This window comes from Carboxydocella sp. ULO1 (assembly GCF_002049255.1).
Taxonomy (GTDB): domain Bacteria; phylum Bacillota.
This window is the reverse complement of sequence record NZ_BDLQ01000076.1, coordinates 52,718-78,859: the sequence shown is the minus strand read 5'-3', so window position 1 is coordinate 78,859 and position 26,142 is coordinate 52,718. Positions and strand designations below refer to the sequence as shown.

The 26,142-nt window shown below is 50.1% G+C and carries 24 protein-coding genes, 1 tRNA gene and 1 other annotated feature (1 of these 26 running past the window's edge); of the genes, 20 read left to right on the top strand and 5 right to left on the bottom strand.

What is annotated here, in order from left to right; all coding sequences use genetic code 11:
- The first annotated feature begins 1 nt into the window (after position 1).
- The 5 genes from prfB (at position 2) to ULO1_RS09745 (ending at position 4,822) form a co-directional block, all read left to right on the top strand.
- A protein-coding gene (gene prfB / locus ULO1_RS09765) for a peptide chain release factor 2 (protein WP_177592992.1) occupies positions 2-1,112 on the top strand; the annotation gives its coding sequence in 2 pieces (ribosomal slippage) (positions 2-70 and positions 72-1,112; 1,110 coding nt in all).
- 68 nt (positions 1,113-1,180) lie between these two features.
- Positions 1,181-2,032 carry a YitT family protein gene (locus ULO1_RS09760; protein WP_079906385.1) on the top strand — a complete coding sequence of 284 codons (852 nt, stop codon included), beginning with the start codon at positions 1,181-1,183 and terminating at the stop codon, positions 2,030-2,032.
- Positions 2,033-2,054: 22 nt separating this feature from the next.
- Positions 2,055-2,873 carry a transketolase gene (locus ULO1_RS09755; protein WP_079933504.1) on the top strand — a complete coding sequence of 273 codons (819 nt, stop codon included), beginning with the start codon at positions 2,055-2,057 and terminating at the stop codon, positions 2,871-2,873.
- A gap of 15 nt (positions 2,874-2,888) precedes the next feature.
- Positions 2,889-3,833 (top strand): transketolase family protein, encoded by a 945-nt coding sequence (locus ULO1_RS09750; RefSeq protein ID WP_079933470.1) that lies wholly within the window; start codon positions 2,889-2,891, stop codon positions 3,831-3,833.
- Positions 3,764-4,822, top strand: coding sequence for a Gfo/Idh/MocA family protein (locus ULO1_RS09745; RefSeq protein ID WP_307167971.1), 1,059 nt, complete (start codon positions 3,764-3,766; stop codon positions 4,820-4,822). The genes ULO1_RS09750 and ULO1_RS09745 overlap by 70 nt, the downstream gene beginning before the upstream one ends.
- Before the next feature lie 34 nt (positions 4,823-4,856).
- Here the strand turns inward: ULO1_RS09745 and ULO1_RS09740 are convergent, their stop codons facing one another.
- The gene (locus ULO1_RS09740) at positions 4,857-5,957 is read right to left on the bottom strand and encodes a nitrogen regulation protein NR(II) (protein WP_159446876.1); all 1,101 of its coding nucleotides are present in this window, start codon (positions 5,955-5,957) and stop codon (positions 4,857-4,859) included.
- 713 nt (positions 5,958-6,670) lie between these two features.
- Entirely contained in the window at positions 6,671-8,404 is a 1,734-nt protein-coding gene (locus ULO1_RS09735) for a nitrogen regulation protein NR(II) (protein ID WP_159446875.1), read from the bottom strand.
- Positions 8,405-8,552: 148 nt separating this feature from the next.
- Here ULO1_RS09735 and ftsE point away from each other — a divergent pair, with 148 nt between their 5' ends.
- The 12 genes from ftsE (at position 8,553) to ULO1_RS09675 (ending at position 22,830) form a co-directional block, all read left to right on the top strand.
- Positions 8,553-9,239 (top strand): cell division ATP-binding protein FtsE, encoded by a 687-nt coding sequence (ftsE, locus tag ULO1_RS09730; protein ID WP_078665532.1) that lies wholly within the window; start codon positions 8,553-8,555, stop codon positions 9,237-9,239.
- The gene (gene ftsX / locus ULO1_RS09725; protein ID WP_078665573.1) at positions 9,229-10,116 is read left to right on the top strand and encodes a permease-like cell division protein FtsX; all 888 of its coding nucleotides are present in this window, start codon (positions 9,229-9,231) and stop codon (positions 10,114-10,116) included. Before ftsE ends, ftsX begins: the two co-directional genes overlap by 11 nt.
- Positions 10,117-10,132: 16 nt before the next feature.
- A complete protein-coding gene (locus tag ULO1_RS09720; protein ID WP_159071931.1) occupies positions 10,133-11,293 on the top strand; it encodes a murein hydrolase activator EnvC in 1,161 nt (386 codons plus the stop codon).
- Positions 11,294-11,387: 94 nt separating this feature from the next.
- Positions 11,388-12,527 carry a S41 family peptidase gene (locus tag ULO1_RS09715; RefSeq protein ID WP_242947929.1) on the top strand — a complete coding sequence of 380 codons (1,140 nt, stop codon included), beginning with the start codon at positions 11,388-11,390 and terminating at the stop codon, positions 12,525-12,527.
- A gap of 26 nt (positions 12,528-12,553) precedes the next feature.
- The gene (locus ULO1_RS09710; protein ID WP_079933466.1) at positions 12,554-13,708 is read left to right on the top strand and encodes a hypothetical protein; all 1,155 of its coding nucleotides are present in this window, start codon (positions 12,554-12,556) and stop codon (positions 13,706-13,708) included.
- Entirely contained in the window at positions 13,699-14,271 is a 573-nt protein-coding gene (locus ULO1_RS09705; protein WP_079933465.1) for a uracil-DNA glycosylase family protein, read from the top strand. The genes ULO1_RS09710 and ULO1_RS09705 overlap by 10 nt, the downstream gene beginning before the upstream one ends.
- Positions 14,272-14,303: 32 nt before the next feature.
- Positions 14,304-15,569 (top strand): substrate-binding domain-containing protein, encoded by a 1,266-nt coding sequence (locus tag ULO1_RS09700; protein ID WP_159446874.1) that lies wholly within the window; start codon positions 14,304-14,306, stop codon positions 15,567-15,569.
- Positions 15,570-15,607: 38 nt separating this feature from the next.
- Complete coding sequence (locus ULO1_RS09695) at positions 15,608-16,498, top strand: hypothetical protein (protein ID WP_078665537.1); 891 nt, start codon at positions 15,608-15,610, stop codon at positions 16,496-16,498.
- Positions 16,499-16,587: 89 nt separating this feature from the next.
- A complete protein-coding gene (gene uvrB / locus ULO1_RS09690) occupies positions 16,588-18,573 on the top strand; it encodes an excinuclease ABC subunit UvrB (protein WP_079906393.1) in 1,986 nt (661 codons plus the stop codon).
- A 17-nt stretch (positions 18,574-18,590) separates the two neighbouring features.
- Positions 18,591-21,422, top strand: coding sequence for an excinuclease ABC subunit UvrA (gene uvrA, locus ULO1_RS09685; RefSeq protein WP_079906394.1), 2,832 nt, complete (start codon positions 18,591-18,593; stop codon positions 21,420-21,422).
- Positions 21,423-21,439: 17 nt separating this feature from the next.
- Positions 21,440-21,856, top strand: a complete 417-nt coding sequence (locus ULO1_RS09680) for an OsmC family protein (protein ID WP_078665540.1) — start codon at positions 21,440-21,442, stop codon at positions 21,854-21,856.
- Positions 21,856-22,830 (top strand): hypothetical protein, encoded by a 975-nt coding sequence (locus ULO1_RS09675; RefSeq protein ID WP_079906395.1) that lies wholly within the window; start codon positions 21,856-21,858, stop codon positions 22,828-22,830. The genes ULO1_RS09680 and ULO1_RS09675 overlap by 1 nt, the downstream gene beginning before the upstream one ends.
- A gap of 64 nt (positions 22,831-22,894) precedes the next feature.
- Here the strand turns inward: ULO1_RS09675 and ULO1_RS09670 are convergent, their stop codons facing one another.
- Genes ULO1_RS09670 through ULO1_RS09660 form a run of 3 tightly spaced genes read right to left on the bottom strand, consistent with a single transcriptional unit; the run spans position 22,895 to position 24,249 of the window.
- Complete coding sequence (locus ULO1_RS09670) at positions 22,895-23,425, bottom strand: permease (RefSeq protein WP_078665542.1); 531 nt, start codon at positions 23,423-23,425, stop codon at positions 22,895-22,897.
- Positions 23,422-23,901 (bottom strand): permease, encoded by a 480-nt coding sequence (locus tag ULO1_RS09665; protein WP_078665543.1) that lies wholly within the window; start codon positions 23,899-23,901, stop codon positions 23,422-23,424. Before ULO1_RS09665 ends, ULO1_RS09670 begins: the two co-directional genes overlap by 4 nt.
- Complete coding sequence (locus ULO1_RS09660; protein ID WP_079906396.1) at positions 23,902-24,249, bottom strand: PadR family transcriptional regulator; 348 nt, start codon at positions 24,247-24,249, stop codon at positions 23,902-23,904.
- 171 nt (positions 24,250-24,420) lie between these two features.
- Here ULO1_RS09660 and ULO1_RS09655 point away from each other — a divergent pair.
- From ULO1_RS09655 to ULO1_RS09645, 3 genes are all read left to right on the top strand, one after another.
- Positions 24,421-24,495: transfer RNA gene (locus ULO1_RS09655), tRNA-Cys, on the top strand.
- A 102-nt stretch (positions 24,496-24,597) separates the two neighbouring features.
- A complete protein-coding gene (ytxC, locus tag ULO1_RS09650) occupies positions 24,598-25,482 on the top strand; it encodes a putative sporulation protein YtxC (RefSeq protein ID WP_159071929.1) in 885 nt (294 codons plus the stop codon).
- Between the two features lie 16 nt (positions 25,483-25,498).
- On the top strand, positions 25,499-26,089 hold the full coding sequence (locus tag ULO1_RS09645) for a DUF445 domain-containing protein (protein ID WP_079906397.1): 591 nt from the start codon (positions 25,499-25,501) through the stop codon (positions 26,087-26,089).
- Positions 26,090-26,107: 18 nt separating this feature from the next.
- Positions 26,108-26,142 (top strand) — a binding site (T-box leader); it runs 196 nt beyond the window's last position.

Genomic DNA, 26,142 nt, shown 5'->3' with positions numbered 1-26,142 from the left:
CATGCTGGGTGACTGGAAGCGCCCACTGGAAGAATTGCAGGAAAGACTGGAAGAAATGAGGGTTTCTCTTTGACCTGGCTGGTAAAGAAGCTCGTTTGAAGGAACTGGAACCGAAAACAATGGCTCCGGATTTCTGGGACCAGCCGGAGGAAGCGCAAAAACTGATGCAACAGATTACTTCCTTACAGGAACAAATTCGGGAATTCCAGGACTTATACCGGGAATGGGAAGATGCCTGGACCCTCTACCAGCTGGCAACGGAAGAAGACCTGGAAGAGATGGAGGCAGAAGTAGCCCAGGCTGTCCGGCAGCTGACCCGGGCGGTGGAAAAGAAAGAGCTGGAGGTTTTGCTCTCCGGACCCTATGATCAGAATGATGCTCTGCTCAGTCTGCATGCCGGTGCCGGTGGTACAGAGGCCCAGGACTGGTGTCAGATGCTGCTCAGGATGTATACCCGCTGGGCCGAAAACCGGGGATATAAAGTGGAGGTTTTGGATTTATTGCCGGGAGATGAAGCGGGGATCAAAAGTGCTACCCTGGAAATCAGTGGCCCTCATGCCTATGGTTATCTAAAGGCAGAAAAAGGGGTGCACCGCTTGGTGCGCATCTCCCCCTTTGATGCCTCCGGGCGCAGGCATACCTCTTTCGCTTCTGTGGATGTCATACCGGAAGTGGAAGATGAAGTTGAGGTTGAAATTAACCCTGAGGATCTGCGCATCGATACTTACCGGTCCGGGGGAGCGGGGGGACAGCATGTCAATAAAACCGACTCGGCTGTGCGAATTACCCATATTCCGACTGGCATCGTGGTACAGTGCCAGAGCGAGCGCAGTCAGATCAGCAACCGCACCAAGGCAATGAAAATGCTAAAGGCCAAACTCCTGGACCTGAAACTGAAGGAACAGGAAGCCAAACTGGCAGCCTTACGGGGAGAGCAACAGGATATCGCCTGGGGGAGTCAGATTCGTTCCTATGTTTTTCAACCCTATCGTCTGGTTAAAGATCATCGAACCAATGTGGAAATCGGCAATGTTGAGGCAGTAATGGATGGAGAAATCGATGAATTTATCAGTGCTTATCTTATTCAACAGGCCCGCCAGCGCAAGGAATAGAGAGAGGGGAAAGGGGAAAGTGCATTTCCCCTTTCCTTTTGGGGGATAACATTAAATGAGGTGATAACTTGACAACCTGGAGAAAAAGCAAATTCATATGGCAATCCCTGGGCACCCTGCTGGGCTCTCTGATCACTGCTGCCGGGATAGTCTGGTTTTTGGCCCCCAACCAGATTGCAGCCGGAGGTGTGAGCGGGATCGCCATTATCCTCAATAAGCTGTTTGGTTTTCCGGTTGGCCGCTCGATGCTGGCCATGGAAATTCCCCTGTTTATTGCCAGTACGCTGGCTCTGGGCTGGGGTTTTGCTGCCCGCACCTTCCTGGGTGCCCTTACCCTGCCGATTTTTGTTGATTTGCTTACTCCCTATCTTCAGCCGGCAACCAGCAATTTGCTTCTGGCCAGCCTTTATGGCGGAGTGGTAACCGGGGCGGGGATTGGTCTGGTTTTTCGCAGCAAGGGCAGTACCGGTGGTACCGATGAACTGGCGGCCTTATTACATAAATTTGTAGGTTTACCGCTGGGGCAGATTCTGTTGTTTATTGATGGGCTGGTTATCCTGGGGGCGACCCTGGTTTTTGGGGTAGAAAAAGCCCTTTATGCGCTGATTACGGTTTTTGTGGCAGCCCGGGTAATTGATCTGGTCCAGGAAGGAATAATCTCGGCGAAAGCAGCTTTTATTATTTCAGATCACAGTGAGGAAATTGCCTGCAACATTATGACCCGCCTGGACAGGGGCGTAACTTCTCTGGCTGGTAAAGGAGCCTATACGGGCATCAGTCGGCATGTCCTTTTATCTGTTGTCAGTCAATCCGAGGTCAGCCGGCTGAAAGAGGTGGTCTATGAAACTGACCCGCAGGCATTTGTGATTGTTACAGATGTACACGAAGTTCTGGGCGAAGGATTTAAAAAATTCAACTAATGGAGGGCTTTGCATGATGACAATGGTAGAGGCAGATGTCAGGTTGATAGCGGAAAAAGCCAAAGAAATGCGCCGTCAAATAATCCGTATGATCGGAGCGGCCCAGTCCGGACACCCCGGCGGCTCCCTTTCGGCTGCGGATATCGTGGCTACCCTTTATTTCCATGAAATGCGGGTAGACCCGGCCCAACCTCACTGGCCAGAACGAGACAGGTTTGTACTGTGTAAAGGCCACGCTGCCCCGGTTCTCTATGCGGCTCTGGCGGAAAAGGGCTTCTTCCCCAAAGAAGAGCTGTTAACCCTGCGTCGCATTAATTCCCGTTTACAGGGTCACCCTGATATGAAAAAACTGCCCGGAGTAGAAATGTCTACTGGCTCTCTGGGACAGGGACTTTCAGTCAGCGTAGGCATGGCTCTGGCGGCAAGAATGGATCAGGCTGCCTGGCGGGTCTATGCCCTGCTAGGTGACGGAGAAATCCAGGAAGGACAGGTCTGGGAAGCGGCCATGGCTGCTGCTCATTATAAGCTGGATAATTTGTGCGCTATTCTGGACTATAACGGTCTGCAGATAGATGGGCCCTGCTGCGAAGTGATGAATTCCGAACCAGTTGCCGAGAAGTGGCGGGCTTTTGGCTGGCACGTCCTGGAGATTGATGGCCATGATATTACGGCCATAATTGAGGCCCTGGCTCAGGCCCGGCAGACCAAGGGGCAGCCGACAATTATCATAGCCAGAACCATTAAGGGTAAAGGGGTTTCCTTCATGGAAAACCAGGTAGGCTGGCATGGTACTGCTCCCAAACCGGAACAAGTTGAAGCAGCACTGGCTGAATTGGCTTGATGAGGAGGAAGACAGATGAGTAAAATTGCAACGAGAGAAGCTTATGGGAAAGCGCTGGCCCAGCTGGGAGCCCAGAATCCTGCGGTAGTGGTCCTAGACGCTGATTTGTCTAAATCCACCAAGACAGCAGACTTTGCCAAAGTGTTTCCGGAACGTTTTTTCAATGTTGGTATAGCTGAACAAAATCTCATGGGTATTGCCGCCGGTCTGGCCGCTGCCGGAAAAATTCCTTTTGCCAGTACTTTCGCTATGTTTGCTACCGGCAGAGCCTTTGAACAGATTCGTAACTCCATCGCCTATCCCAGGTTGAATGTTAAGATTGCCGCTACTCATGCAGGGATCACCGTTGGCGAGGATGGGGGTTCCCACCAGACGGTGGAGGACATAGCCCTGATGCGGGTATTACCAGGAATGACAGTGATTGTACCTGCTGATGGCATAGAAGCGGAGCAGGCAGTATTTGCAGCTGCTGTCCATCAGGGCCCGGTTTATCTCCGCTTTGGCCGCTCGGCAGTACCTCAGGTCAATGCGGATAACTATCGCTTTGAAATCGGCAAAATCTATGAACTGCGCCCAGGTCGGGATGTAACCATTTTTGCCTGTGGTATCATGGTAGCCGAAGCCCTGAATGCTGCGGAAAACCTGGCAACTGACGGTATTGAGGCCCAGGTCATCAATGTGCCCACCATTAAGCCGCTGGATGCTGAGGCTGTGGTTCAGGCTGCCCGCTTGACAGGAGCGGTAGTAACTGCAGAAGAGCACAGTATCATTGGTGGTCTGGGCAGCGCTATTACCGAGGCCCTGGCTGAGCATTATCCTGTCCCGGTGGAAAGGGTAGGGATTAAAGATACTTTTGGCGAGTCGGGACAACCGGCCGAACTTCTGCAAAAATATGGTTTGACTGCAGAAGCTATAAGAGCAGCAGTATTCCGGGTGTTGAAACGGAGGGAAGGAAAATAAAAAGAATTCGCTGGGGTATCCTGGGCATGGCCCGTATTGCCAGGGAAAAATTCATTCCTGCTTTGCACGTTACTGAGGATGGTGAACTTCTGGCAGTTGCTAGCTCCAGTCAACAAGGGCAGGCACAGGCCCGGCAGCTGGGCAGTAAGAGGGTATATTCCAGTTATGAGGAACTACTGCAGGACCCCGAAATAGATGCAGTCTATATACCCCTGCCTAACGCTCTGCATAAAGAGTGGGTAATTCGGGCCGCAGCAGCGAAAAAACATATCCTGTGTGAAAAACCCCTGGCTTTGACAGCTGCTGATGCCGAGGAGATGGTTTCAGTCTGTAAACGGAATGGGGTTTTTCTGGCAGAGGCTTTTATGTATCGCTACCATCCGCAGCTTCAGAGGGTAAAGATGCTTCTGGCCCAGGGTGTGATTGGAGAGGTCAAATACTTTCGCGCTGGTTTCAGCTATCTTATGAATTGGGAAAAGAAAAATATCCGTTTAGATCCACAATTGGGCGGAGGCTGTCTGTTTGATATCGGTTGCTATTGTCTCGATGCCTTGAATTTCCTACTCGGGATGAAACCTGAGGAGATTTATGCCACTGGAGTCTTTCACCCTGAGTACAAAATAGACATAGCAGCGGCTGTCAATTTGAAGCTGGAAAAGGGTATTCTAGCCCAATTACAATTCAGCTTTCAACAGCCCTTTAGCGATTATTGTGAGATTTTCGGCGAACGGGGAACGATCACGTTACCCCGGGCCTTTCGCCCCGATAAAGCCGGCGGCCAGGGTATCATCCTGTTCACTGATGCCGGGGGCAAACAACAAGAGGAAGTCTATCAAGGCGATCCCTATCTGTTGCAGCTACAGGTTTATCATGCTAACTTGCGAACAGAGGACAATGACGGGGCTGAAATGTCCCGGCTGATCGAACAGGCTCGCTTACTGGAAGCCTGCTTTGCTTCTCTACAACAGGAACAGGTGGTTCACTTATAAAAAAGGCTCTTCCTGCTATGCAGGAGGAGCCTTTTCAGCTTAGAGGGAGAGTAAATTCCACCAGCGTCCGGCCAGGATGGCTATCTATCCGGATTTGACCGCCATGAGCATTTATCAGCTGGCGACAGATGGTGAGTCCCAGACCGGTACCGTATTCTTTGGTGGTATAGAAAGGGTCAAAAATGCGCTCCTGCAAGTCAGGAGGAATACCAGGACCGTTGTCCCTTACCCGCACTATAACCTGTGGACCGTTCCGAACAGTTTCCAGAAGCACTTCGCCCTGGCTGTTAGAAACGGCATGAAGGGCATTCTGAACCAGGTTGAGAATAACCTGTTTGATCTGGTTGCGGTCCATGGCTACCGGCGGCAGGGTAGCAAGCTGTAATTTCAACTGGACACCTGTCTTGAGTTCCGGCTTAAGCAACTCAGCTACCTCACAGACCAGCTGGTTGAGGTCATGCTGCTCTTTATTTTTTGGCTCAGTGAGAGGAGCGGAAAGATAAAGCAGGTCAGTGACCAGCTGGTTGATACGATTGAGTTCGGTTTTCATTAGCTGTATAGTTTCAGTATCCAGTTTGTTGCCCAGGCTATAAAGCTGTAGAAAGCCTTTAACAGCAGTAAGGGGGTTGCGAATTTCATGGGCCAGACCAGCAGCCAGCTGCCCGATGGTGGCCAGGCGCACTGAATTGCTGAGAGCAATTTCCCGTTGTTTGGCGGATTTTCTGGTAACCTGGTTTAGTTTTTGTTCAAGATCAGTTAAAAGGGATTCAAGATTAAAACTGTTGTTTTCAATTTTTACATTAGTGAAAGGAATCTGAGCTGCATGCAGCCGTTCTGATAAAGGGGAATGACTGATAATTAAAATACGATTAGTTGTATAACGGCAAAAGAGCTGGGGACCACACAGGTTGCGCAGATAAATAGCGAAATCACTTATATTTTTAAATTCGGCATGTTGGGTATATTCAATAAGTGTCAGCCATAAAGGAAAAGTTAGATTATTTTCTTGATTAAGGTAGCTGAAAATGTATTGCCGTGAATAGATGTGAGATTCATTTTCAAGCAGGTCATTTTCGAAATTGTTTATTAACTTATTAATAATATATTTTTTAATGAAAAAAAGGACAGTAGGCACTAAAATAGCTGTAAGTACTGGGCTGGCATTAAATGCATTAAAAATAATAATATAGACTGGTAAACCAATTAAATAAATTGATATTATTTCATGAATTATAGTTTTATTAAAAATATCTGCCAAAACCAATATTGAAAAAACGAAGATGGCATTAATGGTCATAAAGAGCAAAAGAAAAATCAAAAAATGCACTGTTTGGGTTTGCGGAAGAAATTTTTGACTATTAAGGTAGATAAAATGGGTTAACCAGCAAGTTAAGATGATTTGACCAATATTATATATTGCCTTGTCAGCCGGTTTCCTATTGTGAATACTTTCAAAAAGTGATTCTAATAAAACTGTAATTAATAAGTTGCTAATGCCATAATGAAAGTAAATGATTGGATATAAGGTACTAACGAAATTAAAAGTATATTTTAGTAGAATATTTCCAACATAAACAGTTAACAGCGCGGAGGAAAGCAACAACAAGAAGAGATAATCAAAAGAAGGTGGAAATAGGTATAAATTATAGAAAATGGTGAACAAACTAAGAAGGAAGACCGAGAAAATATATACCTTCGCATGCCAGGCCAATTTCATAAAAAATTGCCTCCATCAGGTTCTAAATTTTTTACTGCGCTGGCAGTGAAAATTCAATTAAGCTACAACAAAAAACTAAATAAATATACAACTTGGCATACCAGGCTAATTTCATCGCTAAATAGCCTCCACTAGCTAACAATGTTTAAAAACAGTGGCAACTTAAGGATAAATGTAGTGTAGTCACTTTCAGATGCCAGTTCCAGTTGACCATTATGATTGGCGGCAATTTGCTGGCAAATAGTCAGGCCCAGTCCAATCGCATTGGGCCTGGTTGTAAAGAATGGCTGGAAAACCAGCTCCCGCTTATCAGGCTCAATGCCAGGTCCGCTATCCTGTACGGTCAGAAAAACATGGGCCTGGTCCTGACCGGTTTTCACTTTAATCCAGCCTTTACTTTCCACAGCCAGGTAGCTATTTTGCAGCAAATTGATAAGCAGCTGCCGAATTTGGGCAGCATTTAGATAAAGCTCAGGCAGACCGGGATCCAGTTCTATTTTCAATTCGATTTCCCGCAGTAAAAGTTCCGGCTTAACCAGTTCTACTGTTGAGGTCACTAGCTCATTCAAATTCAGCTTTTCCCTTTGTTTATGTTCCAGGGATGGATTGGATAAATAAAGTAACCCTGTAACCAGCTGGTTAACGCGGTCTAGTTCTTCCTCCATCATCTTAATCGTATCAGCAGGTAATTCCCTGCCCCATTCCAGTAACTGCAAAAAGCCGCTGACAGTGGTCAGAGGATTACGGATTTCATGGGCAATACCGGCGGCCAGCTGGCCAATAGTGGCCAGGCGAATGGACTGTTGCAATTGTTTTTCTTTTTCCTGCTGATATTCCTGACGCAACTCCCCCAGCTTTTGTTCCAGCTGATCCAGAATTTCCTCTACTGAAATCAAAGCGGGAGTGAAAGCTAACGTGGCTACCAGACAAGGAGGCTCAGCAGCTGGTTGTTTTATTTGGTCCATACTCAAAATAGCCAGCTGATTGCTGGTATAGCGGTAGACAGTTATTCTGGTATTGGACTTATACAGGGAGCGGACAAACTGGCGCAATCCATCTTCAGCGGCTAGACTGCCGTGGATTTCTTCAATATCCCTGTAGTCCGGCAATTCCAGCAGGGTAATCCAGTGGGAAGACTGCTTCTTCTGGGCTAATTGGGCCAGAGTATAGAATAAGTGTTTTCGTGAATAAAGGAGTACATTATTATCCAGAACTTCAGGCTGAGTTGTAGGCAAAGTGGGTTGTAACAGTTTTTTGATCAGATAAAGGAAAGCAGGTACCAGGATCAGGGTTTCCGTAGGACTGGCCTGATAGGCAGCAAAAATCAGATAATAAAAGGGTAAGGAAAATAACAAAGTTGAGCTAATATTCCCGAGCAAGGAAGAATAATATTGCCCGCTTAGTAAAAGCAATGGCAGGTAAAGCAGTCCATTTAATACAGTAGAGATTAAATAAAAGAATAGAAAGTTAATGGATATCGGTAATTGGAAAGGTTGATTCAGGGTTTGCAGGATGGTAGTTGTCAGGGTCAGGAAAATTGCCGTCTGTCCCAGATTGAACAACAGTTTGACCCAGCCATCCCTGCGGCTAATATTGTCAATAACAACTTCTGCTGTTCCCAGCCAGACCAGGGCTGCCGGACCGAAAAAGTAAAAACAGATAAAATCCAGACCGCTCACCAGGTTGAATGTTACCCCCAGATTAAGGGCGGATAAATAAGTGGTAATTCCTGCAGCCAGGAATAATAGGAGCAATTCGTTGCTCAGGGGCTGGTACCAGAAGGACAGATGCTGGGTCAGAAAAATAATACCAATTATAAAATAAAGCAATGCCAGTATTTTGATGGAACGGTTGGATTGCAGCAAAGTTCGACCACTCCTGAACATCTTAATTGAAAATATTAATTATAATAATATCATTATAACACAGGAAATTTATTTCATCGACACCGGGAAGGAATTTGCTACCCGGTGTCGAATATTTTTCAGGGAATGCCTGTAGGAGGGAAATTAGGTGATTGAACTTTACAATATATCCAAAATTTATCCTAATGGTGTCAAAGCCCTGCATGATCTGACCCTTAAAATCGGCAGAGGGGAGTTTGTGTTTCTGGTCGGACCCAGCGGGGCGGGGAAATCCACTTTACTGAAACTGTTGACCAGAGAGGAAAATCCCACTAGGGGCCAGATCTATATCAATGGTAAAAACATTGTGCGCATGAAAAACAGTGAGGTGCCTTATTTGCGGCGGAAAATCGGAGTGGTTTTTCAGGATTTCCGCCTGTTACAGGATAAAACGGTTTTTGAAAATGTGGCCTTTGCCCTGCGGGTGGCGGAGGCGTCCGGAAAAGAAATCAAGCGGCTGGTACCAGGCATGCTGGAACTGGTGGGCCTGAAGGGAAAAGAAAATTCCTTTCCCCGGGAATTGTCCGGTGGAGAACAGCAACGGGTAGCTATTGCCCGGGCCATGGTCAACAACCCCCTGATGGTTATTGCAGACGAGCCTACCGGTAACCTGGACCCCGATACATCGCTGGGGATTATGAAACTGCTGGCTGATATCAACAAACTGGGGACAACCATTCTCATGGCCACCCATGATAAAGAAATGGTAAACATGATGCAAAAACGGGTGGTGGCTCTGGAAAACGGGCAGATTGTCCGCGATGAGGAGAAAGGAGTATATGGCTATGAAGATTAGGACCATGGGCTACCTGGCCGGGGAAGCCATGGTCTCCCTGCGCCGTAACGCCTGGCTGGCAGCGGCTTCTGCCGGTACGGTTGCTATCGCTTTGCTGATTTTAGGGGCGGCTCTGCTGGTTGTGTTGAATACCAATTCGGTGGCCACCCATCTGGAATCTCAGGTGGAAATTTCGGTAATTGTCAAAAAAGATTTACCCCGGGAACAGGTGGAAGAACTGGGGACGCGATTACGAAATTTGGCGGGAGTCAAGGAAGTGGATTTTGTTTCCAAGGAACAGGCCCTGGAGAAGATTAAAGAAAATTTCTCCGATCGCCGCGGGGTGCTGGAAGCGATCAAGGGACAAAATCCTTTGCCTGATGTTTATCGGGTGAAGATGCAAAAACCCGAGCAGGTTAAGCCAGCGGCCCAGGAGATAGAGACCATGTTTGGAGTGGACAAGGTTAAATATGGCCAGGGTGTAGTAGAAAAGCTGTTTGCTATTACTAACTGGGTTCGAGTGGCCGGTTCAGTCTTGATCGGACTCCTTTCCCTGGCGTCAGTCTTTCTGATTTACACTACTATTCGGTTGACTGTTTTCGCCCGCCGCAAGGAAATCAATATCATGAAATACCTGGGGGCAACCAACTGGTTTATCAAATTGCCATTTGTTCTGGAAGGGCTGGTAATCGGGCTGATTGGGGCCGGAGTAGCGGTGGGAATTCTTTATTTTTCCTATACCTCTTTGCTGGAAACGGTAACTGTTTCCCTGCCCACCTTGCCCCTGACCCGGGACTGGCGGCAGCTGGCCCTGGTGTTTGAGGGCCTGCTGGGAGCAGGGGTTTTACTGGGGGTGTCAGGTAGCTTTATAGCTGTACGCCGCTATCTACATGTCTGATGGGGGAGGGATTAAATTGCGTCGTCTGGTTTCGTTACTGCTTATATCCGTACTGACTCTTACTACGGTAAGCAGTGCTTTTGGGGCTGACAGCAGCCGCAGTCGGGAGCAAAAGGCCATCAAGGAACTTAATAAAATCAGGGCCCAGAAAAAGACATTAGAAAAGAGAAAGGATGCCACTGAAGAAGAAATCAAACGCCTGGCCGATGCTATCGACCGGGTTAAATCGGAAATAGATAATCTCCAGGAAGATATTCAGGCCAAGGAGAAGACTATCCGGACGCTGGAAGAGCAGATAGCGGCAGCGGAAGAGGAGCTGGCTCAGGCCAACCAGGAACTGAATGAACAGGTGGAACAGCTTAACAACCGCTTGCGGGACCTTTATGAAAACGGGGCGGTCAGCTATCTGGAAGTGCTACTATCCGCTGAGGATTTCTCTGACTTTTTAACCAGAGTTGACTACATGCAGGCCATTATCCAGCAGGACGGGCAGCTGGTGGAACAGATTGAAGCCAGGCAAAATGAGATTAAGGCCAAGAAAAAGAGTTTGCTGGAGCGTAAACAAAAAGTGGCTGAATTAAAACAGGCCACAGAAGCTAAGAAAGAAGAAAGCCTGGCCAAAGAGGCGGAACATGAACAGTTAAAACAACAGGCAGAAGCCAATTTGGACAAGTTCCAGGAGGAAATTGAGCGCCTGGAGGAGGAAGAAAGCCGCAAGGTAGCGGAAATTATCCGCATTCGGGAAGAAAGAAAGCGGCAGGAAAATCAGCAGAATACCCCGCGCGGGGAAGGGGCAATGAAATGGCCGGTGCCCGGGCATGGGCGGATTACCAGCGGTTTCGGCTGGCGCGTACATCCCATTTACGGGGAAGCCCGTTTCCACCGGGGTATTGACATCGGCGCTCCCCAGGGCACACCCATTGTAGCGGCCCAGGATGGGGAAGTGATTTATTCAGGCTGGATGAGCGGATATGGCAATGTGGTGATCATCGACCATGGGGGTGGCATCAGCACCCTTTATGCCCACATGTCAGCCCGCAGTGTCAGTGTAGGGCAGCAGGTTAGTAAGGGCGAAACCATTGGTCTGGTGGGCAGTACTGGCCGCAGCACAGGTCCCCATCTGCATTTTGAAGTGCGAAAAAATGGAGAACCGGTCAATCCGCTGGGATATGTGTAAGAATTTGCGAAAGGGTCAAATCTGGCCCTTTCTTGTTTTTTCTTGCCCGGTATTGTAGTATAGTAGTTGTGAAGTATTGGAGGTGAACTGGTTCTTGAAAGCGCTGAAAAGAATAATTCTGATTATTATGGTCTTCCTCAGTGTGGTAGGTCTGGTGGCATTGCCCTTTCTGTTTGCCATAGTGCAGAATTGGACAGAAGTACGCCATTTATTACAGGTAGTTGACCTGGTAGAAGAAAATTATATTGAACCAGTGAATAGCGGGCGTCTGGTGGAGGGAGCAGCCAAAGGCATTGTTGAGGCGCTGGATGATCCCTATTCCGTTTACATGGATAGCAAAACTTTTAAACATTTGCAGGAACAGATTTCCGGGGCTTTTGGCGGGGTCGGTATCCAGGTGGCCGTAAAAGACAAACATATTACAGTAATTGCGCCCATTAAAGGGACTCCTGCCTACCGGGCTGGCATTAAGGCCGGGGATGTGATTGCCAAAATTAACGGAGAAGATGCCCTGGATATGGATATTGAGCGGGCTGTGCAGTTGCTTAGGGGCAAGCCTGGTACAACGGTAAAAATCACGGTTGTACGCAAGAATGAAAGCAAACCCCTGGAGTTTACTCTGACCAGGGAGATTATCAATGTTCCCAGTGTGGATGGTAAATTATTGTCAGACCTGCCGGTGGCTTATATCAGCATCAGCATGTTCAATGAGCATACCGGTGATGAGCTGGTCAAGGTCCTGAATGATCTGAAAACCGAAGGGGATTATAAAGGCATAATTCTCGACCTCAGGGATAACCCCGGGGGTGAGTTGACCGCTGCTGTCAAAGTTGCTGACCAGTTTATTGGCAAGGGGCCGGTGGTAACCATCCGTGACCGGAAGGGAGTAGTACAGGTCGAGGATTCCGATGCCGGCAAACTCAATTTACCTCTGGTGGTACTGGTCAATGGCAACAGTGCCAGTGCTTCGGAAATAGTTGCTGGTGCGATCCAGGATTATCAAGCTGGGGTACTGGTTGGGACCAGGACCTTTGGTAAAGGGGTTGTTCAGACTATTTATCCCATCGATAACACCACTGGTCTTAAATTGACTACTTCCAAATATTTTACTCCCAAAGGCAGAGATATTCACAAAAAGGGAATCACTCCTGATATAGTTGTAGAACAGCCGGAAAACGGGGAGGACCTGCAGTTAGCCAAAGCCAAGGAAATAATCCGGGCTAAACTGTATTAATTTACGAGGGGAAAGGGGGCATTTTGATGCTGGTTGATGTATCTGACCTGTGGGTTATTGCCAAACAGGTCTTGCTCATCCCTTTTGAAGCCCCCGCTTCAGTACTGATTATCCTGGTTCTCCTCTTTCTTCTCCAAAAAAAGCAATTTAAACGCTATTTCGGGGATAGGGCCGGTTTTCTGGCCTATAGCAAAGCCCTGGCCAGCCAGGCCCTCTGGGGTTTGGCTGGCGGAATCCTGGGCAGCTGGTTGCTGCTGGGCCTGGGCATTGATATTGATAGTCTGGGAGTACAGTGGCTCTGGCCCCTGGCTTTGATTCTGATGTTATTCCATCACCGCTTTTTATGTTTTTCCTATGCTGCCGGGATACTAACTCTGAGCAACCTGCTCTGGGGCTGGCCTGAAGTCAATGGTGTCCAGTTGATGTACCTGGTAGCTGTCCTGCATCTGCTGGAGGCAGTGCTGATCTGGTTTACCGGGGCCCGTTATGCGGCGCCCATTACTGTGGCCCATCCCCGCCAGGGTACGGTGGGAGGCTTTTATCTTCAGGCTTTCTGGCCCATTCCCCTGGTGATCTGGGTTCAATCCGGCGCTGATTTCTATCTTTTACCATTGCTGGCTGCTCTTGGCTATAGCGATTTGGCTCTGACCCGGCTGCCCTGGCAGCGGGCACGGCGTACAGCCTGGCAGTTAGCCGGTTTCAGTCTGGTGCTGGGTGGTTTGACCTGGCTGGCCAGTTTTTATCCCGGGCTATTGCCGCTGGCAGCCCTGTTCAGTCCCCTGGGACATGAACTGGTGGTGCACGCCAGTCCCCGGGAGGAAATGGCAGGCAAACCGCGCTGGCAATCCACTGCGGAACGGGGCTGGCAGGTACTGGCCACCCAGCCGGGCAGTTTTGCCGAGTGGCTGGGCCTGCGCCAGGGTGACTGGTTGTTGAATATCAACGGGCAGCCGGTGGGGGAAGATCTGCTAGCAGTTAGGGGCTGGGTGACGGTGGACTTTATTACCGCTCAGGGCCAATGGCAGCGCAAAATCGGCTTTCTGGCTCAGCACCATCAGTGGGGGATGACTCTTTCCCCGCAGGCGGAAGACCAGCCAGAAGTGCGGCTTTCCTTTGAAGGACTGGCGAAAAGGTTGTGGCAAAAACTGTTCCGGCAAAAGGAGGACTCCCGATGGATTTGACCCGGTTAGCGGAACAGGCGTTAGCATGCAATAAATGCGGGTTGAGGCAACAGGCTACCCAGGTGGTTTTCGGGGAAGGCAATCCCCGGGCTGATCTGATGTTTATCGGGGAAGGGCCGGGAGCGGAAGAAGACCGGCAGGGGCGACCCTTTGTCGGGGCTGCGGGTCAGCTGCTGACCCGGATGATTAGTGCCATGGGCTGGCGGCGGGACCAGGTCTATATCGCCAATATCGTCAAATGTCGGCCGCCGGGCAACCGCGTCCCTAAACCGGAAGAGGCCCGGGCCTGTTTGCCCTGGCTATATCAACAAATCGACCTGGTGCAGCCGAAAATTATCGTCTTGCTGGGCAGTACAGCTCTGCAAAATCTGATCAAACCCGGGGCGGCTATTACTCAATATCGCGGGCGCTGGTTTGTTGATGAACGCGGTATCTGGGTTATGCCCACCTATCATCCGGCTGCTTTGCTGCGGGATCCGGCCAAAAAGGCAGAATGCTGGCAGGATTTACAACAGGTGATGGCCGTCCTGGAGTATATGGGACTTCATCCTAATTCATACTAAGGATGAAGTCTTTTTTAATGGGGTGGATGAACATGGGCCGTCGCATTGTTGCTTTTTCGCTTGTGCTCCTGGTCGTGTTGACGGGCGGTTGTGGTTTGTTGAAAAAGGCCAAAAAGCCACTCAGCAAAAAAGAAAATGAAATTCCCATCGGAGTCGCCATGGCTAACATGGCGGGGGATGGCTATCCCTTTTTCAAAAAGGAGATGGACAAAGGAGCAAAGCCTGCCAAAGTCAAGCTGCTCTGGCAGGATGCCAAAAATGATGGTCCGACTCAGGCAGTACAGGTGGAAAAACTATTAGAGAAAAAAATCAAGGCCCTGGTTCTGCTGCCGGCGGATGCCGCCATTGCCAGAGATATAGTCAGCAAAACTGCGCAGAAAAAGGTTAAGGTTCTGATCCTGGAGAATTTGCCCCGTGACGTCAATGCCGATGGTTTTTTGTCTCCAGACTGGTTGCGGGCAGGGGAATTGCAGGGGGAGCTGTTAGTAAAGCAAAAATTCAAAGGCAATCTCCTGATTTTGACAGCAGCGCAGCCTTCCATGGTGGAAGAAGCCCTGTTTGCTGGCTTGCAACGCAGCCTGCAGGGGCTAACGGGAATAAAGGTAAAACAAGCCCCGCTGGATGTAACTGGTAAGCCGGAAGATGTAGCCACACGGGCATATGAGGCATTAAAAAGCCAGACAGGCATTCAGGGTGTAGTGGTTCAGCATAGTTTGCTGGTCCCAGGACTGATCAAATACCTCAAGGAGAAAAAGGAAAAGCAGGAAACTCTGCCAGTGACGGTGGCCCTGGGGGCCAGCAAAGAAGGGGCGGCAGCTATCGCCGGCGACCTGCTGACAGCAGACGTAGACACCCGGCCCGATTTACTGGCCTATTATGCTCTGGCGGGGGCCAGCAAACTGGCCAAAAAGGAAATGCTGGAATATGATCAGAAAATCAAAAATGATGGGGCGGATGTGCCGGTCAAAGTTATTCCGGTACGCCTGATTCGCAAGGATAATCTCTATCTGCTGGAAGAACGCTGGGGTAAGATTAAACCCCTTGCCGTCAAAAGCGGCTCCGGTAGCCAGGGAGATTCTAAATCCGGAGAAAGCGAAAAGAAAGGTCAAAGTGCAGGGGAAAGCACGCCCAGTAAAATAAAGATAAAAGGCAAGGAAGGCAAAACCCTGGAACTGGAGTTGAAACCCGGGGAGAGCCTGGAGCTGGAGATAGATGGGGAAATCAAAGCCATGAAACGGGGGAAAGGAGAAGAACAGGAAGGACAGCAGGGAGGCACAGAATCAGGTCAGGGAACATAAGATAAAGCAGTAACCCGAAGCAAAGCGGGGGAGGAGCCATGTTTTACCATCCCTATGACCTGGTAGCCAGGCATATGGTCAATAACTGGTCTGGCTGGACCTTAATGCCCGGAGGAGGAAAAACTCCGGATAAACCGGAATTGGTGGAATTTGATGATCGCCTTTTTTTCTTTGTTCGTGGGCTTAATGATGGCCTCTGGATAAATAGCCTGCGGCCCTTTAATCCCAGCCCTTTCAGCGGCTGGCGGGAAGTGCCAGGAGGCGGTAGGGCCCGCAGTGGACCAGGAGCGGCGGTGTATCGCAATCGCCTTTACCTGGTAGTAAGGGGCTTAAATGATGGGATCTGGTATAACCGGATGGATGATGATGAAGACTGGGACGGTTGGATAGAAGTGCCCGGCGGTGGCCGCACGACGGGCAGCCCGGAGGCTGTGAACTATGGCGGTTTCCTCTGGGTGTTTGTCCGCGGAACTGACAACCGTATCTACTCTAATCGGCTCAACCGCGATGGAATCTGGAGCGGCTGGTCGGAGGTGCCTGGCAATGGCCGTACTTTGTCCGGGCCCGGTGCAGCCAGTTATCGCGGCTATCTCTACCTGTTTGTTCGCGGTACTGATGACCGCATTTATCTCAACCGCCTGTCACCCCTGGGGATCTGGAGTGGCTGGTCAGAGGTTCCCGGCGGCGGCTTGACCCTGGCGGAACCGGAGGCGGTGGTATTCCGCTCGGAATTGAACCTGTTTGTCAGAGGCACGGATAATGGTATTTACCAGAATATCCTGCGTCGGGACCTCTGGAGCGGCTGGTCGGAAGTCCCCGGTCAGGGTCGTACTCCTTCCGGACCGGCAGCGGAAAACTTCCGCAACTTGCTCTGGCTGGTGGTGCGGGGGATGGATGACAGCATATATTTTAATGTCAAAGTCTTTTAACCCGGTTTTGGCCGGGCTTTTTGTTTACTCGGAGACAATTTCGCTGTATCATATACTATGTGAGAACAAATATACGGAGTTGAGGGCAGATGGAGTTTAAGCTAAAATCCGAGTTTACCCCCAAAGGGGACCAGCCGGAGGCTATAGCCCGGCTGGTAGAGGGGTTAAATAAAGGTTATCGCTATCAGACCCTGCTGGGTGCTACCGGCACCGGCAAAACCTATACCATGGCCCAGGTAATCGCCCGGGTACAGCGGCCGACCCTGGTGATTGCTCACAATAAAACCCTGGCAGCCCAGCTGGCCAGTGAGTTCAAGGAATTTTTCCCGGACAATGCGGTCGAGTATTTTGTCAGCTATTATGATTATTATCAGCCAGAGGCCTATATTCCTCAGACTGATACTTATATCGAAAAAGATGCCTCTATCAATGATGAAATCGACAAATTGCGCCATTCGGCCACGGCAGCCCTGTTTGAGCGGCGGGATGTCATTATTGTGGCCAGTGTTTCCTGTATCTACGGCCTGGGTTCCCCCCAGGAATACCGGGAAAACATGTTTTCCCTGCGGCCGGGGCAGATCTGGGACAGGGAGCAGATTTTACGCCGCCTGGTGGACATGCAGTATAATCGCAATGACCTCAATTTTACCCGGGGTACATTCCGGGTGCGGGGAGATGTAGTCGAAGTTTTCCCGGTCGCCTCCAGTGAGCGGGCCATTCGGCTGGAACTGTTCGGGGATGAACTGGAGCGCATAGTGGAGTTCGACCCCCTGACCGGAGAAATTTTCGGGGAGCGCCGGCATGTGGTGTTTTTTCCGGCCTCTCACTATGTGACCGGTCGTGAGACATTGGAGCGGGCCCTGGCTTCCATTGAAGCAGAGCTGAAAGAAAGGCTGGAAGAACTGCGGGCTCAGAATAAACTGCTGGAAGCCCAGCGGCTGGAGCAGCGGACCCGGCATGACCTGGAGATGCTGAGGGAAATGGGCTTTTGCCAGGGGATTGAAAACTATTCCCGGCATTTAACAGGGCGGGCGCCGGGGGAACCGCCTTATACCTTGCTGGACTATTTCCCGGATGACTTTTTGATTATGGTGGACGAATCCCATGTCACTATTCCCCAGATCGGAGCCATGTATGAAGGGGATCGCTCCCGCAAACAGGCCCTGGTGGATCACGGTTTCCGTTTGCCCTCTGCCTTTGATAACCGCCCCTTGAAGTTCAGCGAGTTTGAGCAGAAAATCAATCAGATTATTTTCGTTTCCGCTACCCCCGGTCCCTATGAACTGGAAAAGAGTGCGCAAATAGTGGAACAGATCATCCGTCCCACCGGCTTGCTGGATCCGGAAATTCATGTTCGTCCCACTAAAGGGCAGATCGATGACCTGGTAGGGGAAATCCGGCAACGAGTGGAACGGGATGAGCGGGTGCTGGTCACTACCCTGACCAAGAAAATGGCGGAGGACCTGACTGATTACTTGCGGGAACTGGGCATCAAAGTCCGTTACCTGCATTCGGATATTAAAACCCTGGAGCGCATGTTGATTTTGCGCGACCTGCGCCTGGGGGTCTTCGATGTCCTGGTTGGCATTAACTTACTCAGAGAAGGCCTGGATTTGCCGGAGGTAAGCCTGGTCGCCATTCTGGATGCTGACAAGGAAGGTTATCTCCGTTCTGAACGGTCCTTGATTCAGACCATCGGCCGGGCGGCTCGCAATGCCAATGGTCAGGTGATCATGTATGCTGACCGCATTACCGATTCCATGGCCAGAGCCATCCAGGAGACCAACCGCCGCCGCAGTAAACAGATGGCTTACAACCAGGCCCATGGCATTGTGCCCCAGACGGTGCGCAAGGCGGTCCGGGATGTAATTGAGGCCACCCAGGCGGTAGCCGAAGCAGCGGCTAAATATGGTGAATCCACTGGCAAGAAGAAAAAGCTGAACAAAAGAGAGGTAGACAAACTGCTGCGGCAACTGGAGAAAGAAATGAAAGAGGCTGCCCGGCGCCTGGAATTTGAGCGGGCAGCGGAATTGCGGGATGCTATCCTGGAATTGCGCGCAGAATACCTGAGCTAAACAGGAGGTTAACAGCATTGATTAAAGATATTGTTGTAAAAGGTGCCAGAGTTCATAATCTGAAGAATATAGATATTACCATCCCCAGGGACAAGCTGGTGGTGCTCACCGGTTTATCCGGTTCCGGCAAGTCCTCTCTGGCCTTTGATACCATCTATGCCGAGGGCCAGCGCCGTTATGTGGAAAGCCTTTCCGCCTATGCCCGGCAGTTTCTGGGTCAGATGGACAAGCCGGATGTGGATTACATTGAGGGACTATCCCCGGCTATATCCATTGACCAGAAAACCACCAGCCGCAACCCCCGTTCCACGGTGGGTACGGTGACGGAAATCTATGACTACCTGCGGCTGTTGTTTGCCCGCATCGGTCGTCCCCATTGCCCCCGCTGCGGCCAGCCCATTCAACAGCAAAGCCTGGACCAGATGCTGGACCAGATTCTGGGCCTGCCGTCAGCCAGCCGCCTGCAGATCCTGGCTCCCCTGGTACGAGGGCGTAAAGGGGAACATGCCAAACTGCTGGAGGAAATTCGCAAACAGGGATATGTCAGGGTGCGGATAGATGGGCAGATTTATGACCTGAATGAACCCATCAGCCTGGAAAAGAATAAAAAGCACACCATTGAGGTGGTGGTGGACCGGATTGTGCTGAAGGAAGGCATTCGCCAGCGCCTGGCCGATTCCCTGGAAGTGGCCCTGAAGCTGGGGGAAGGGATTGCAGTGGTGGATGTAATTGACGGCGAAGAACTAACTTTCAGTGAAAACTTCGCCTGTATCGATTGCGGTATCAGTATCGAGGAAATTGCCCCCCGGCTGTTTTCCTTCAACTCCCCTTTTGGGGCCTGTCCGGAATGTACGGGGCTGGGGCAGAAGATGGAAATCGATCCGGAGCTGGTGATTCCGGACCCGGAAAAAAGCATCGCTGAAGGGGCGATCCTCCCATATAGCAGCACTAACCAGTGGATGTGGCAATTGCTGGCGGCGGTGAGCAAACACTTTGGTTTTGATCTCCATACCCCCATCAGTCGCTTTACCCCTGAGCAAAAACAGGTCCTCCTTTATGGTGCTCCGGGACAGAAAATCCACTGGACCTTTTACAGCAGTTATGGACGCAAACATACCATGGATTCGGTCTGGGAGGGGATTATCCCCAACCTGGAGCGACGCTACCGGGAATCCACTTCCGAGAGCGTCAAGGCGGAAATTGAGGAATACATGACCACCAAACCCTGTCCGGCCTGTCAGGGAGCCCGCCTGAAGCCGGAAGCCCTGGCCGTACTGGTGGGAGGCAAGAATATCCGGGAAGTGACTGACCTTTCGGTGGAAGAGGCCCTGCGCTTCTTTGAGGAATTAGCGCTGACTGAGCGGGAACAGCTGATTGCCCGTCAGATCCTCAAGGAAATCAAGGCGCGCCTGGGTTTTCTCAATAATGTGGGCCTGGATTACCTGACCCTGAGCCGGGCGGCCCATACCTTATCCGGAGGTGAAGCCCAGCGCATCCGGCTGGCCACCCAGATCGGTTCCGGCCTGGTAGGAGTGCTCTATATTCTGGATGAACCCAGCATCGGCTTGCACCAGCGGGACAATGACCGCCTGCTGGCTACCCTGAAACAGCTGCGGGACCTGGGCAATACCCTGCTGGTGGTGGAACACGATGAAGATACCATTCTGGCCGCCGACCATGTCATCGATATCGGCCCTGGAGCCGGGGCCAATGGCGGGGAAGTGGTGGCCCAGGGGACAGTGGCGGAAATCATGGCCAATCCCCGCTCCCTGACCGGTCAGTATTTGAGTGGCAAAAAACGCATTCCGGTGCCGGCCCTGCGTCGGCCCCCCAATGGCAAATATCTGGAGATCATCGGGGCCCGGGAGAATAACCTGAAAAACCTGAATGTCCGCATTCCCCTGGGGGTATTTGTCTGTGTCACCGGGGTTTCCGGTTCCGGCAAATCCACTCTGGTCAATGAAATACTCTACAAGGGAGTTGCTGCCCATCTTTATCGGGCCAAGGATAAGCCCGGTGCCCATCAGGAAATCCGGGGCCTGGAGCATATCGACAAAGTAATCGATATCGACCAGTCCCCTATTGGCCGTACTCCCCGCTCCAATCCGGCTACCTATACCGGGGTCTTTGACGCTATTCGGGAGGTTTTCAGCCAGACTCCGGAAGCCCGGGTGCGAGGTTATAAGGCCGGAAGATTCAGTTTCAATGTTAAGGGGGGCCGCTGTGAAGCCTGCAGCGGGGATGGGATTATCAAGATTGAGATGCATTTCCTGCCCGATGTCTATGTCCCCTGTGAGGTATGCAAAGGCAAGAGGTATAATCGGGAGACGCTGGAAGTGAAGTACAAAGGCAAAACCATCGCTGATGTGCTGGAAATGGTAGTGGATGAGGCGGTGGAATTTTTCCAGAATATCCCCAAAATCCACCGTAAACTCAAGACCTTGCAGGATGTGGGCCTTGGCTATATCAAACTGGGGCAGCCGGCCACCACCCTGTCCGGCGGGGAAGCCCAGCGGGTCAAGCTGGCTACCGAGCTCAGCCGCCGCAGCACCGGCCGCACTCTTTATATCCTGGATGAGCCCACCACCGGTTTGCATATGGCTGATGTGGACAAACTATTACAGGTACTACACCGGCTGGTGGAAAACGGTGACACGGTGGTGGTGATCGAACACAACCTGGATGTAATTAAAACCGCCGATTATATCATCGATCTGGGGCCGGAAGGAGGCAATAAGGGCGGAGAGATAATCGCCCAGGGCACTCCGGAGGAAGTGGCGGCCCAGCCTCAGAGTTATACCGGCCAGTTCCTGGCCCGGCTGCTGGCCCGGGAGCGTCAGCTAGCATAGAGAGGGAGGTAATTAACATGAAGGTAAACATTAAATGGCAGGGGAAAATGCATTTTCTAGGGCGGGGGGCCCAGGAGGTGGATATTCCCATCGATGCTGCTCCGGCTGCCGGTGGTGAAGGCAAAGGCGCTTCGCCCATGGAGTTATTGCTAATGGGGGTTGCGGGCTGTACCGCCATTGATATTGTCTCCATTCTGGAGAAGATGCGCCTCAATTTGCAGGATTTTGTTGTAGAGGTTGAAGGGGAGCGGGCTGCTGATCACCCCAAAGTATTTACTGAAATCACCCTGGTTTACAGGGTCTGGGGCGAAATTCCAGAGGAGAAGCTGGTCAAGGCCATTGAACTGTCCCTGGATAAATACTGCAGTGCTTCTAACACCGTCAAAGGGGTAGCTAAAATCAATTATCGCTACGAAATTAACGGGGTGGTATGATGAAAAAACGGCAATGCTGGAGCTGGCTGCTGTTTTTCTCCTTGCTGCTCGGCGGATGCAGCTTGCCCGGTATGGGGCCAGCTGCCGAGGATTTGAGCAAAGCAGCAAGCCAGTTTGCTGAAGCCCGCCTGAGCCGGGAGGAACAGAGTTTGCGCAATACCCTGACCACGGCCCGACGGAGTCAGGTAGCGGAAATCTTAGGCCCCCTTAATCCCCACTGGGTCGGCTATCAAATCGGAGCAGTGGATACAGAGCAAAAAACAGTGACTGTCCGCTGGCAGGAAACCTACTCCGACCGCAGTTATACCCGGGTCTATCAAAGCCGGCTCAAACTGAAAAAAGAGGAAGGCCAGTGGCGGGTAGATGGCATTGAGGACCTGACCCCCGACTGGCTGGTAACCGCCCGGGATATTGCACTGGTATTGCAGCAAAAGGGCGGGCAGGCCCGTACCCTGCTGTCCCTGGAACAATTGCCCAATGTAGCTTCTCCCCTGGGGGCGGAGCCGGGGACGGAATTCGGTGTTGGGCGGGAAGGCTTTGGCCCCCTGGCCCTGCGGCCGGATGGGAAGGAGCTGGCCCTGTCCACCCGCGGCCTCCATGCCTTTATTGCCCTGCTGCCGACTGAAGCTGCTGCCAGGCCGGCCTTAAAGCCCCTGGATTTGTACTTTGAAGGAGGAGTGGCGGCTCTGGCCTGGTCACCGGAGGGCAAATATCTGGCAGCCAATCTGGATACGCCTGCCGGGACCCGGCGTCTGGTAATTTATGAGCCGGGAGTGAAAAAGGTGTTGAAAACCCCTTTTGATGAGCAGTTTCCCTGGACTAACTATGATTTGAATTTTCTCTACTGGCTGCCGACTGGTCCGGAGATTTATTTCCTGGTGACGGCGGCTCAGGGGACTGTACCCCAGCAGGGGGCAGAAGGAATCTGGAAATGGTCCCTGGCTACGGGGAAGCTGGAACAGGTGAAGAAATGAGAAACCAGGCCTTGCCGGTAAATCGGTCAGGCCTGGCTTTTTTAATTACCTCGTCATAATCTATTTAAAGAGTAACTGCTTTTCTATAAATTTCGTTTTTAGAATTAGAAGAGAGTATCTTCTCTATAAAGAATGAAGAAACTAAATAAGCAGGGAGGCTTATGCCAATGTGCAGGAAAGTGAACTTGTAGCCTAAAGAGGCAATTTCAAAAAGTACAATAGGGAGTTTTGTGCTTGACCATACTCCTAAAAAAAATAATACATAAGCTAGACGAGCGCCTTTTTTTAATAAAAGGGCAGCAATAGGGAAGGCTGCATATAAGGGTCCAGCAGCTGCTGTGCCTAAGAAAAATGCAACGGCTATTCCTTTTATTCCTGAATGCTGTCCCATGTATTTTATCATAGTTTCTTTTGGTGTCCATACATCTAATAGTCCAACGAGGACAAAGGTAGGAGGAAGTATTTTGAGCATGGTTATTATGTTTGAAAGAAAAATGCTAAAGGCCTTTGTTCCTGTAGGTTTATCATAAAAATAAATAGCAATTGTAATAATAAATAAAAAGATGGCCCATTTGTATTTTTTGACTATAATCATTTATTCATCACCTGACTTATCAAAAAAGTAAAGAGTATACATATGATAAGGGCTAACCCGTTTCTCAGTATTGCAGTAGGTTTATTAAAATATTTGATCTCGGCAGGAAGGGTTGCAATTCCTACCGCCATAAGGGTTGATACAAAGGCAGCAACTTGAGTGTAACCGGCACCATTGCTTAATAAAGTAGCCCCAAGGGGAAAGGCGATAAAGCTTGGAATTAATGTAATGGAGCCTATAGACAAAGCAATGATAACACCTAGTATTCCTGACTGTTTACCAATGATTTTAGAAACAGTAGGAGGATTGATGATGGATAAGGATATTCCTACAAAAAACATAATAGACAATACTTCAGGTAATAAATTTAAAAAAGAATTTTTTGCCTTAATTAAGGCTTGTCTTGTTTTCTTTTTATCTTTAATAAACGAAAAAAGTAAACCTATAGAAGCTATATAAAGAATAAAATTATCCATTTATTTTTCCTCCTGAACAAACATTTTTTTATAGTGGGATAAAAAAAACTGTAAATTTTTAATTCTTTGCTGAATATCTTCGTTGTATTCTGCTAGTTTTTCTAATCCCAGAGGAGTTATTTTGTACCATTTCTTTGGAGGGCCTGGTTCTGTTGTATCCCAATAGGCAGTAACTGCATTCATTTTTAAAAGGTCTTTTAAAGCTCTATACAAGGCCGCCCCATCAATATTGTTATAAGGTAGTCTTTCGTTCATCTTATTTAAAAGCATTGAACCATAGGCTGGTTCTTCTGCTAACAACAATAAAACGAATGCAGGTACATGACGACCATATTTACCATTTGACATTGCATTTCACCCTTTCGATATTAAATGCATATATATGTTATTAACATTATAATGTTATCAATATATATGTGTCAATAATTATATAAAAAGATGGAGACATTCCTTTTACGCAATCACCAAATTAACTATTGACAAAACCCCGCTTTTTGTGTAACATAGAACATGCAATCCGGCGGCGTGGCGAAGTGGTAACGCAGCGGTCTGCAAAACCGAGATGCGTCGGTTCGATTCCGACCGCCGCCTCCATCTGACTGCTGAAGCTGAGTTTTCGTAAGATTTACGAAACTCAGCTTTTCTGCATAAGGGGACCTTTCCCGTCGGACACTATCCATAAGGAGGTGGCCGACCGTGGAACCTTATGCCATTGGCTCAGCCAGTGATACCAACCTGTTGAAAAAACACCTGTTACAGCAGTTTGACCGGCTGAAAGAAGAAGGCTTTCGCTTTGCCCTGAATGAATTTACATCCGGAGAATATACCTTCCTGGGTTTATCGGTCCACGATACTGGCCAGTTAGGTTATGCCGACAAGGAAATTCGCCAGATCATCCGCCATTTTGTGGCCGGGGCCGTGGCCGACCTGATTGTGGACCGCTGGGAAGAGGATTTGCTCTGGGGCTATATTCACAGCAACTACTATTACTTTGCCCCGGAAGAACAGCATCGCATCTTTGCCCTGGCCTGGCGGGAACTGAATGGGGAAGGACAGGAGCAGCTGGTGGTGCGCAAGCTGTTACGTAAGAACCGGATTACCGCCAAGGTGCTGGATTATCTGGCTACCAATCAAGAACTGGTAGTAGATGGCTTTCTGCGTTTTCGTTTACAGGAATATTTGCAGGAACTGGAACAGGCAGTGGAAAATGCCGTTGATGCCTTTCTTTTGGATCGGGAGTACCAGGAGTTCATCCGCCTGTTGCGCTACTTTGTCGACATCCAGGAACCGCGCACCCCGGAAGTCCATATTTTTTTTCCCCTCGACCGCCAGTTCCGCCTGGAAGACAGGGAGGGAGGGGCCCTGGCTGAGGATTTCGTGGATGACTGGTTGCAATACCAGCCGCCCAGTGAAATAAACCTGGATGACATCCTGGTTAGTGCCTTGATTACACTGGCTCCCGAACGGCTAATTATCCACAAAACCCCGGCCAACCGGCTCAAAACCAGGGGGATGCTGAAGGAGATTTTCGGCACCCGCTTGCAGGAGTGCTCAGGCTGCCATCGCTGTCTGGTCCATTAAACGAGGAGGGCTTGGCTTGTTACCGAAATGGGTAGTTTTGCCCCTGATTGGGGCTCTGATCGGATATGCTACTAACTACATTGCAGTGCGCATGTTATTCCGACCACGGCGGGCCTGGCATTTTCCCCTGATCAATTTTACTCTGCAGGGACTGATCCCCAAGCGTCAGGCGGAACTGGCCCGGGTGATCGGCCAGATTGTGGCGGAAGAGCTGCTGACAGCGGAGAAACTGGCGGAGGAATTGCGTCAGGTTATATTGAAACCTTCGGTTTTGCAGGCGATCAATCAGGGGGTGAAAAAGAGGGCGCTGGAAAAATTGCCTTCCTTTTTGCCTTTAGCCATGCGGACAGTGGCGGTGGAGTTAATCGGTGAGCTGGTGGATAAAGAGATACCGGCCTTACTGGGCAAAACCCTGGACAGGCTGGAGGGCCAGGTGGTGCAGGACCTGGAGCTGGCCCGGCTGGTGGAGGAGAAAGTGCTGGCCCTGGACCTGGACCAGCTGGAACAGCTGATCCTGAAGATTGCCGCCCAGGAATTGCGGCATATTGAAGTGCTGGGCGGAGTGCTGGGATTTTTTATCGGGCTCTTGCAGATTCTGTTTATTTAGGATATAATGTATAATCAAGTGAAAGCGAGGATGGGGACAAGTAGTCTCTCTTA

Excerpts from the sequence above, each read along its gene's own strand:
- ULO1_RS09755 (WP_079933504.1), top strand. The coding sequence starts at position 2,055 with ATGGTAGAGGCAGATGTCAGGTTGATAGCGGAAAAAGCCAAAGAAATG.
- ULO1_RS09750 (WP_079933470.1), top strand. The coding sequence starts at position 2,889 with ATGAGTAAAATTGCAACGAGAGAAGCTTATGGGAAAGCGCTGGCCCAG.
- ftsX (WP_078665573.1), top strand. The coding sequence starts at position 9,229 with ATGAAGATTAGGACCATGGGCTACCTGGCCGGGGAAGCCATGGTCTCC.
- ULO1_RS09710 (WP_079933466.1), top strand. The coding sequence starts at position 12,554 with ATGCTGGTTGATGTATCTGACCTGTGGGTTATTGCCAAACAGGTCTTG.
- ULO1_RS09705 (WP_079933465.1), top strand. The coding sequence starts at position 13,699 with ATGGATTTGACCCGGTTAGCGGAACAGGCGTTAGCATGCAATAAATGC.
- ULO1_RS09700 (WP_159446874.1), top strand. The coding sequence starts at position 14,304 with ATGGGCCGTCGCATTGTTGCTTTTTCGCTTGTGCTCCTGGTCGTGTTG.
- ULO1_RS09695 (WP_078665537.1), top strand. The coding sequence starts at position 15,608 with ATGTTTTACCATCCCTATGACCTGGTAGCCAGGCATATGGTCAATAAC.
- uvrB (WP_079906393.1), top strand. The coding sequence starts at position 16,588 with ATGGAGTTTAAGCTAAAATCCGAGTTTACCCCCAAAGGGGACCAGCCG.
- ULO1_RS09680 (WP_078665540.1), top strand. The coding sequence starts at position 21,440 with ATGAAGGTAAACATTAAATGGCAGGGGAAAATGCATTTTCTAGGGCGG.
- ULO1_RS09675 (WP_079906395.1), top strand. The coding sequence starts at position 21,856 with ATGAAAAAACGGCAATGCTGGAGCTGGCTGCTGTTTTTCTCCTTGCTG.
- ULO1_RS09670 (WP_078665542.1), bottom strand. The coding sequence starts at position 23,425 with ATGATTATAGTCAAAAAATACAAATGGGCCATCTTTTTATTTATTATT.
- ULO1_RS09665 (WP_078665543.1), bottom strand. The coding sequence starts at position 23,901 with ATGGATAATTTTATTCTTTATATAGCTTCTATAGGTTTACTTTTTTCG.
- ULO1_RS09660 (WP_079906396.1), bottom strand. The coding sequence starts at position 24,249 with ATGTCAAATGGTAAATATGGTCGTCATGTACCTGCATTCGTTTTATTG.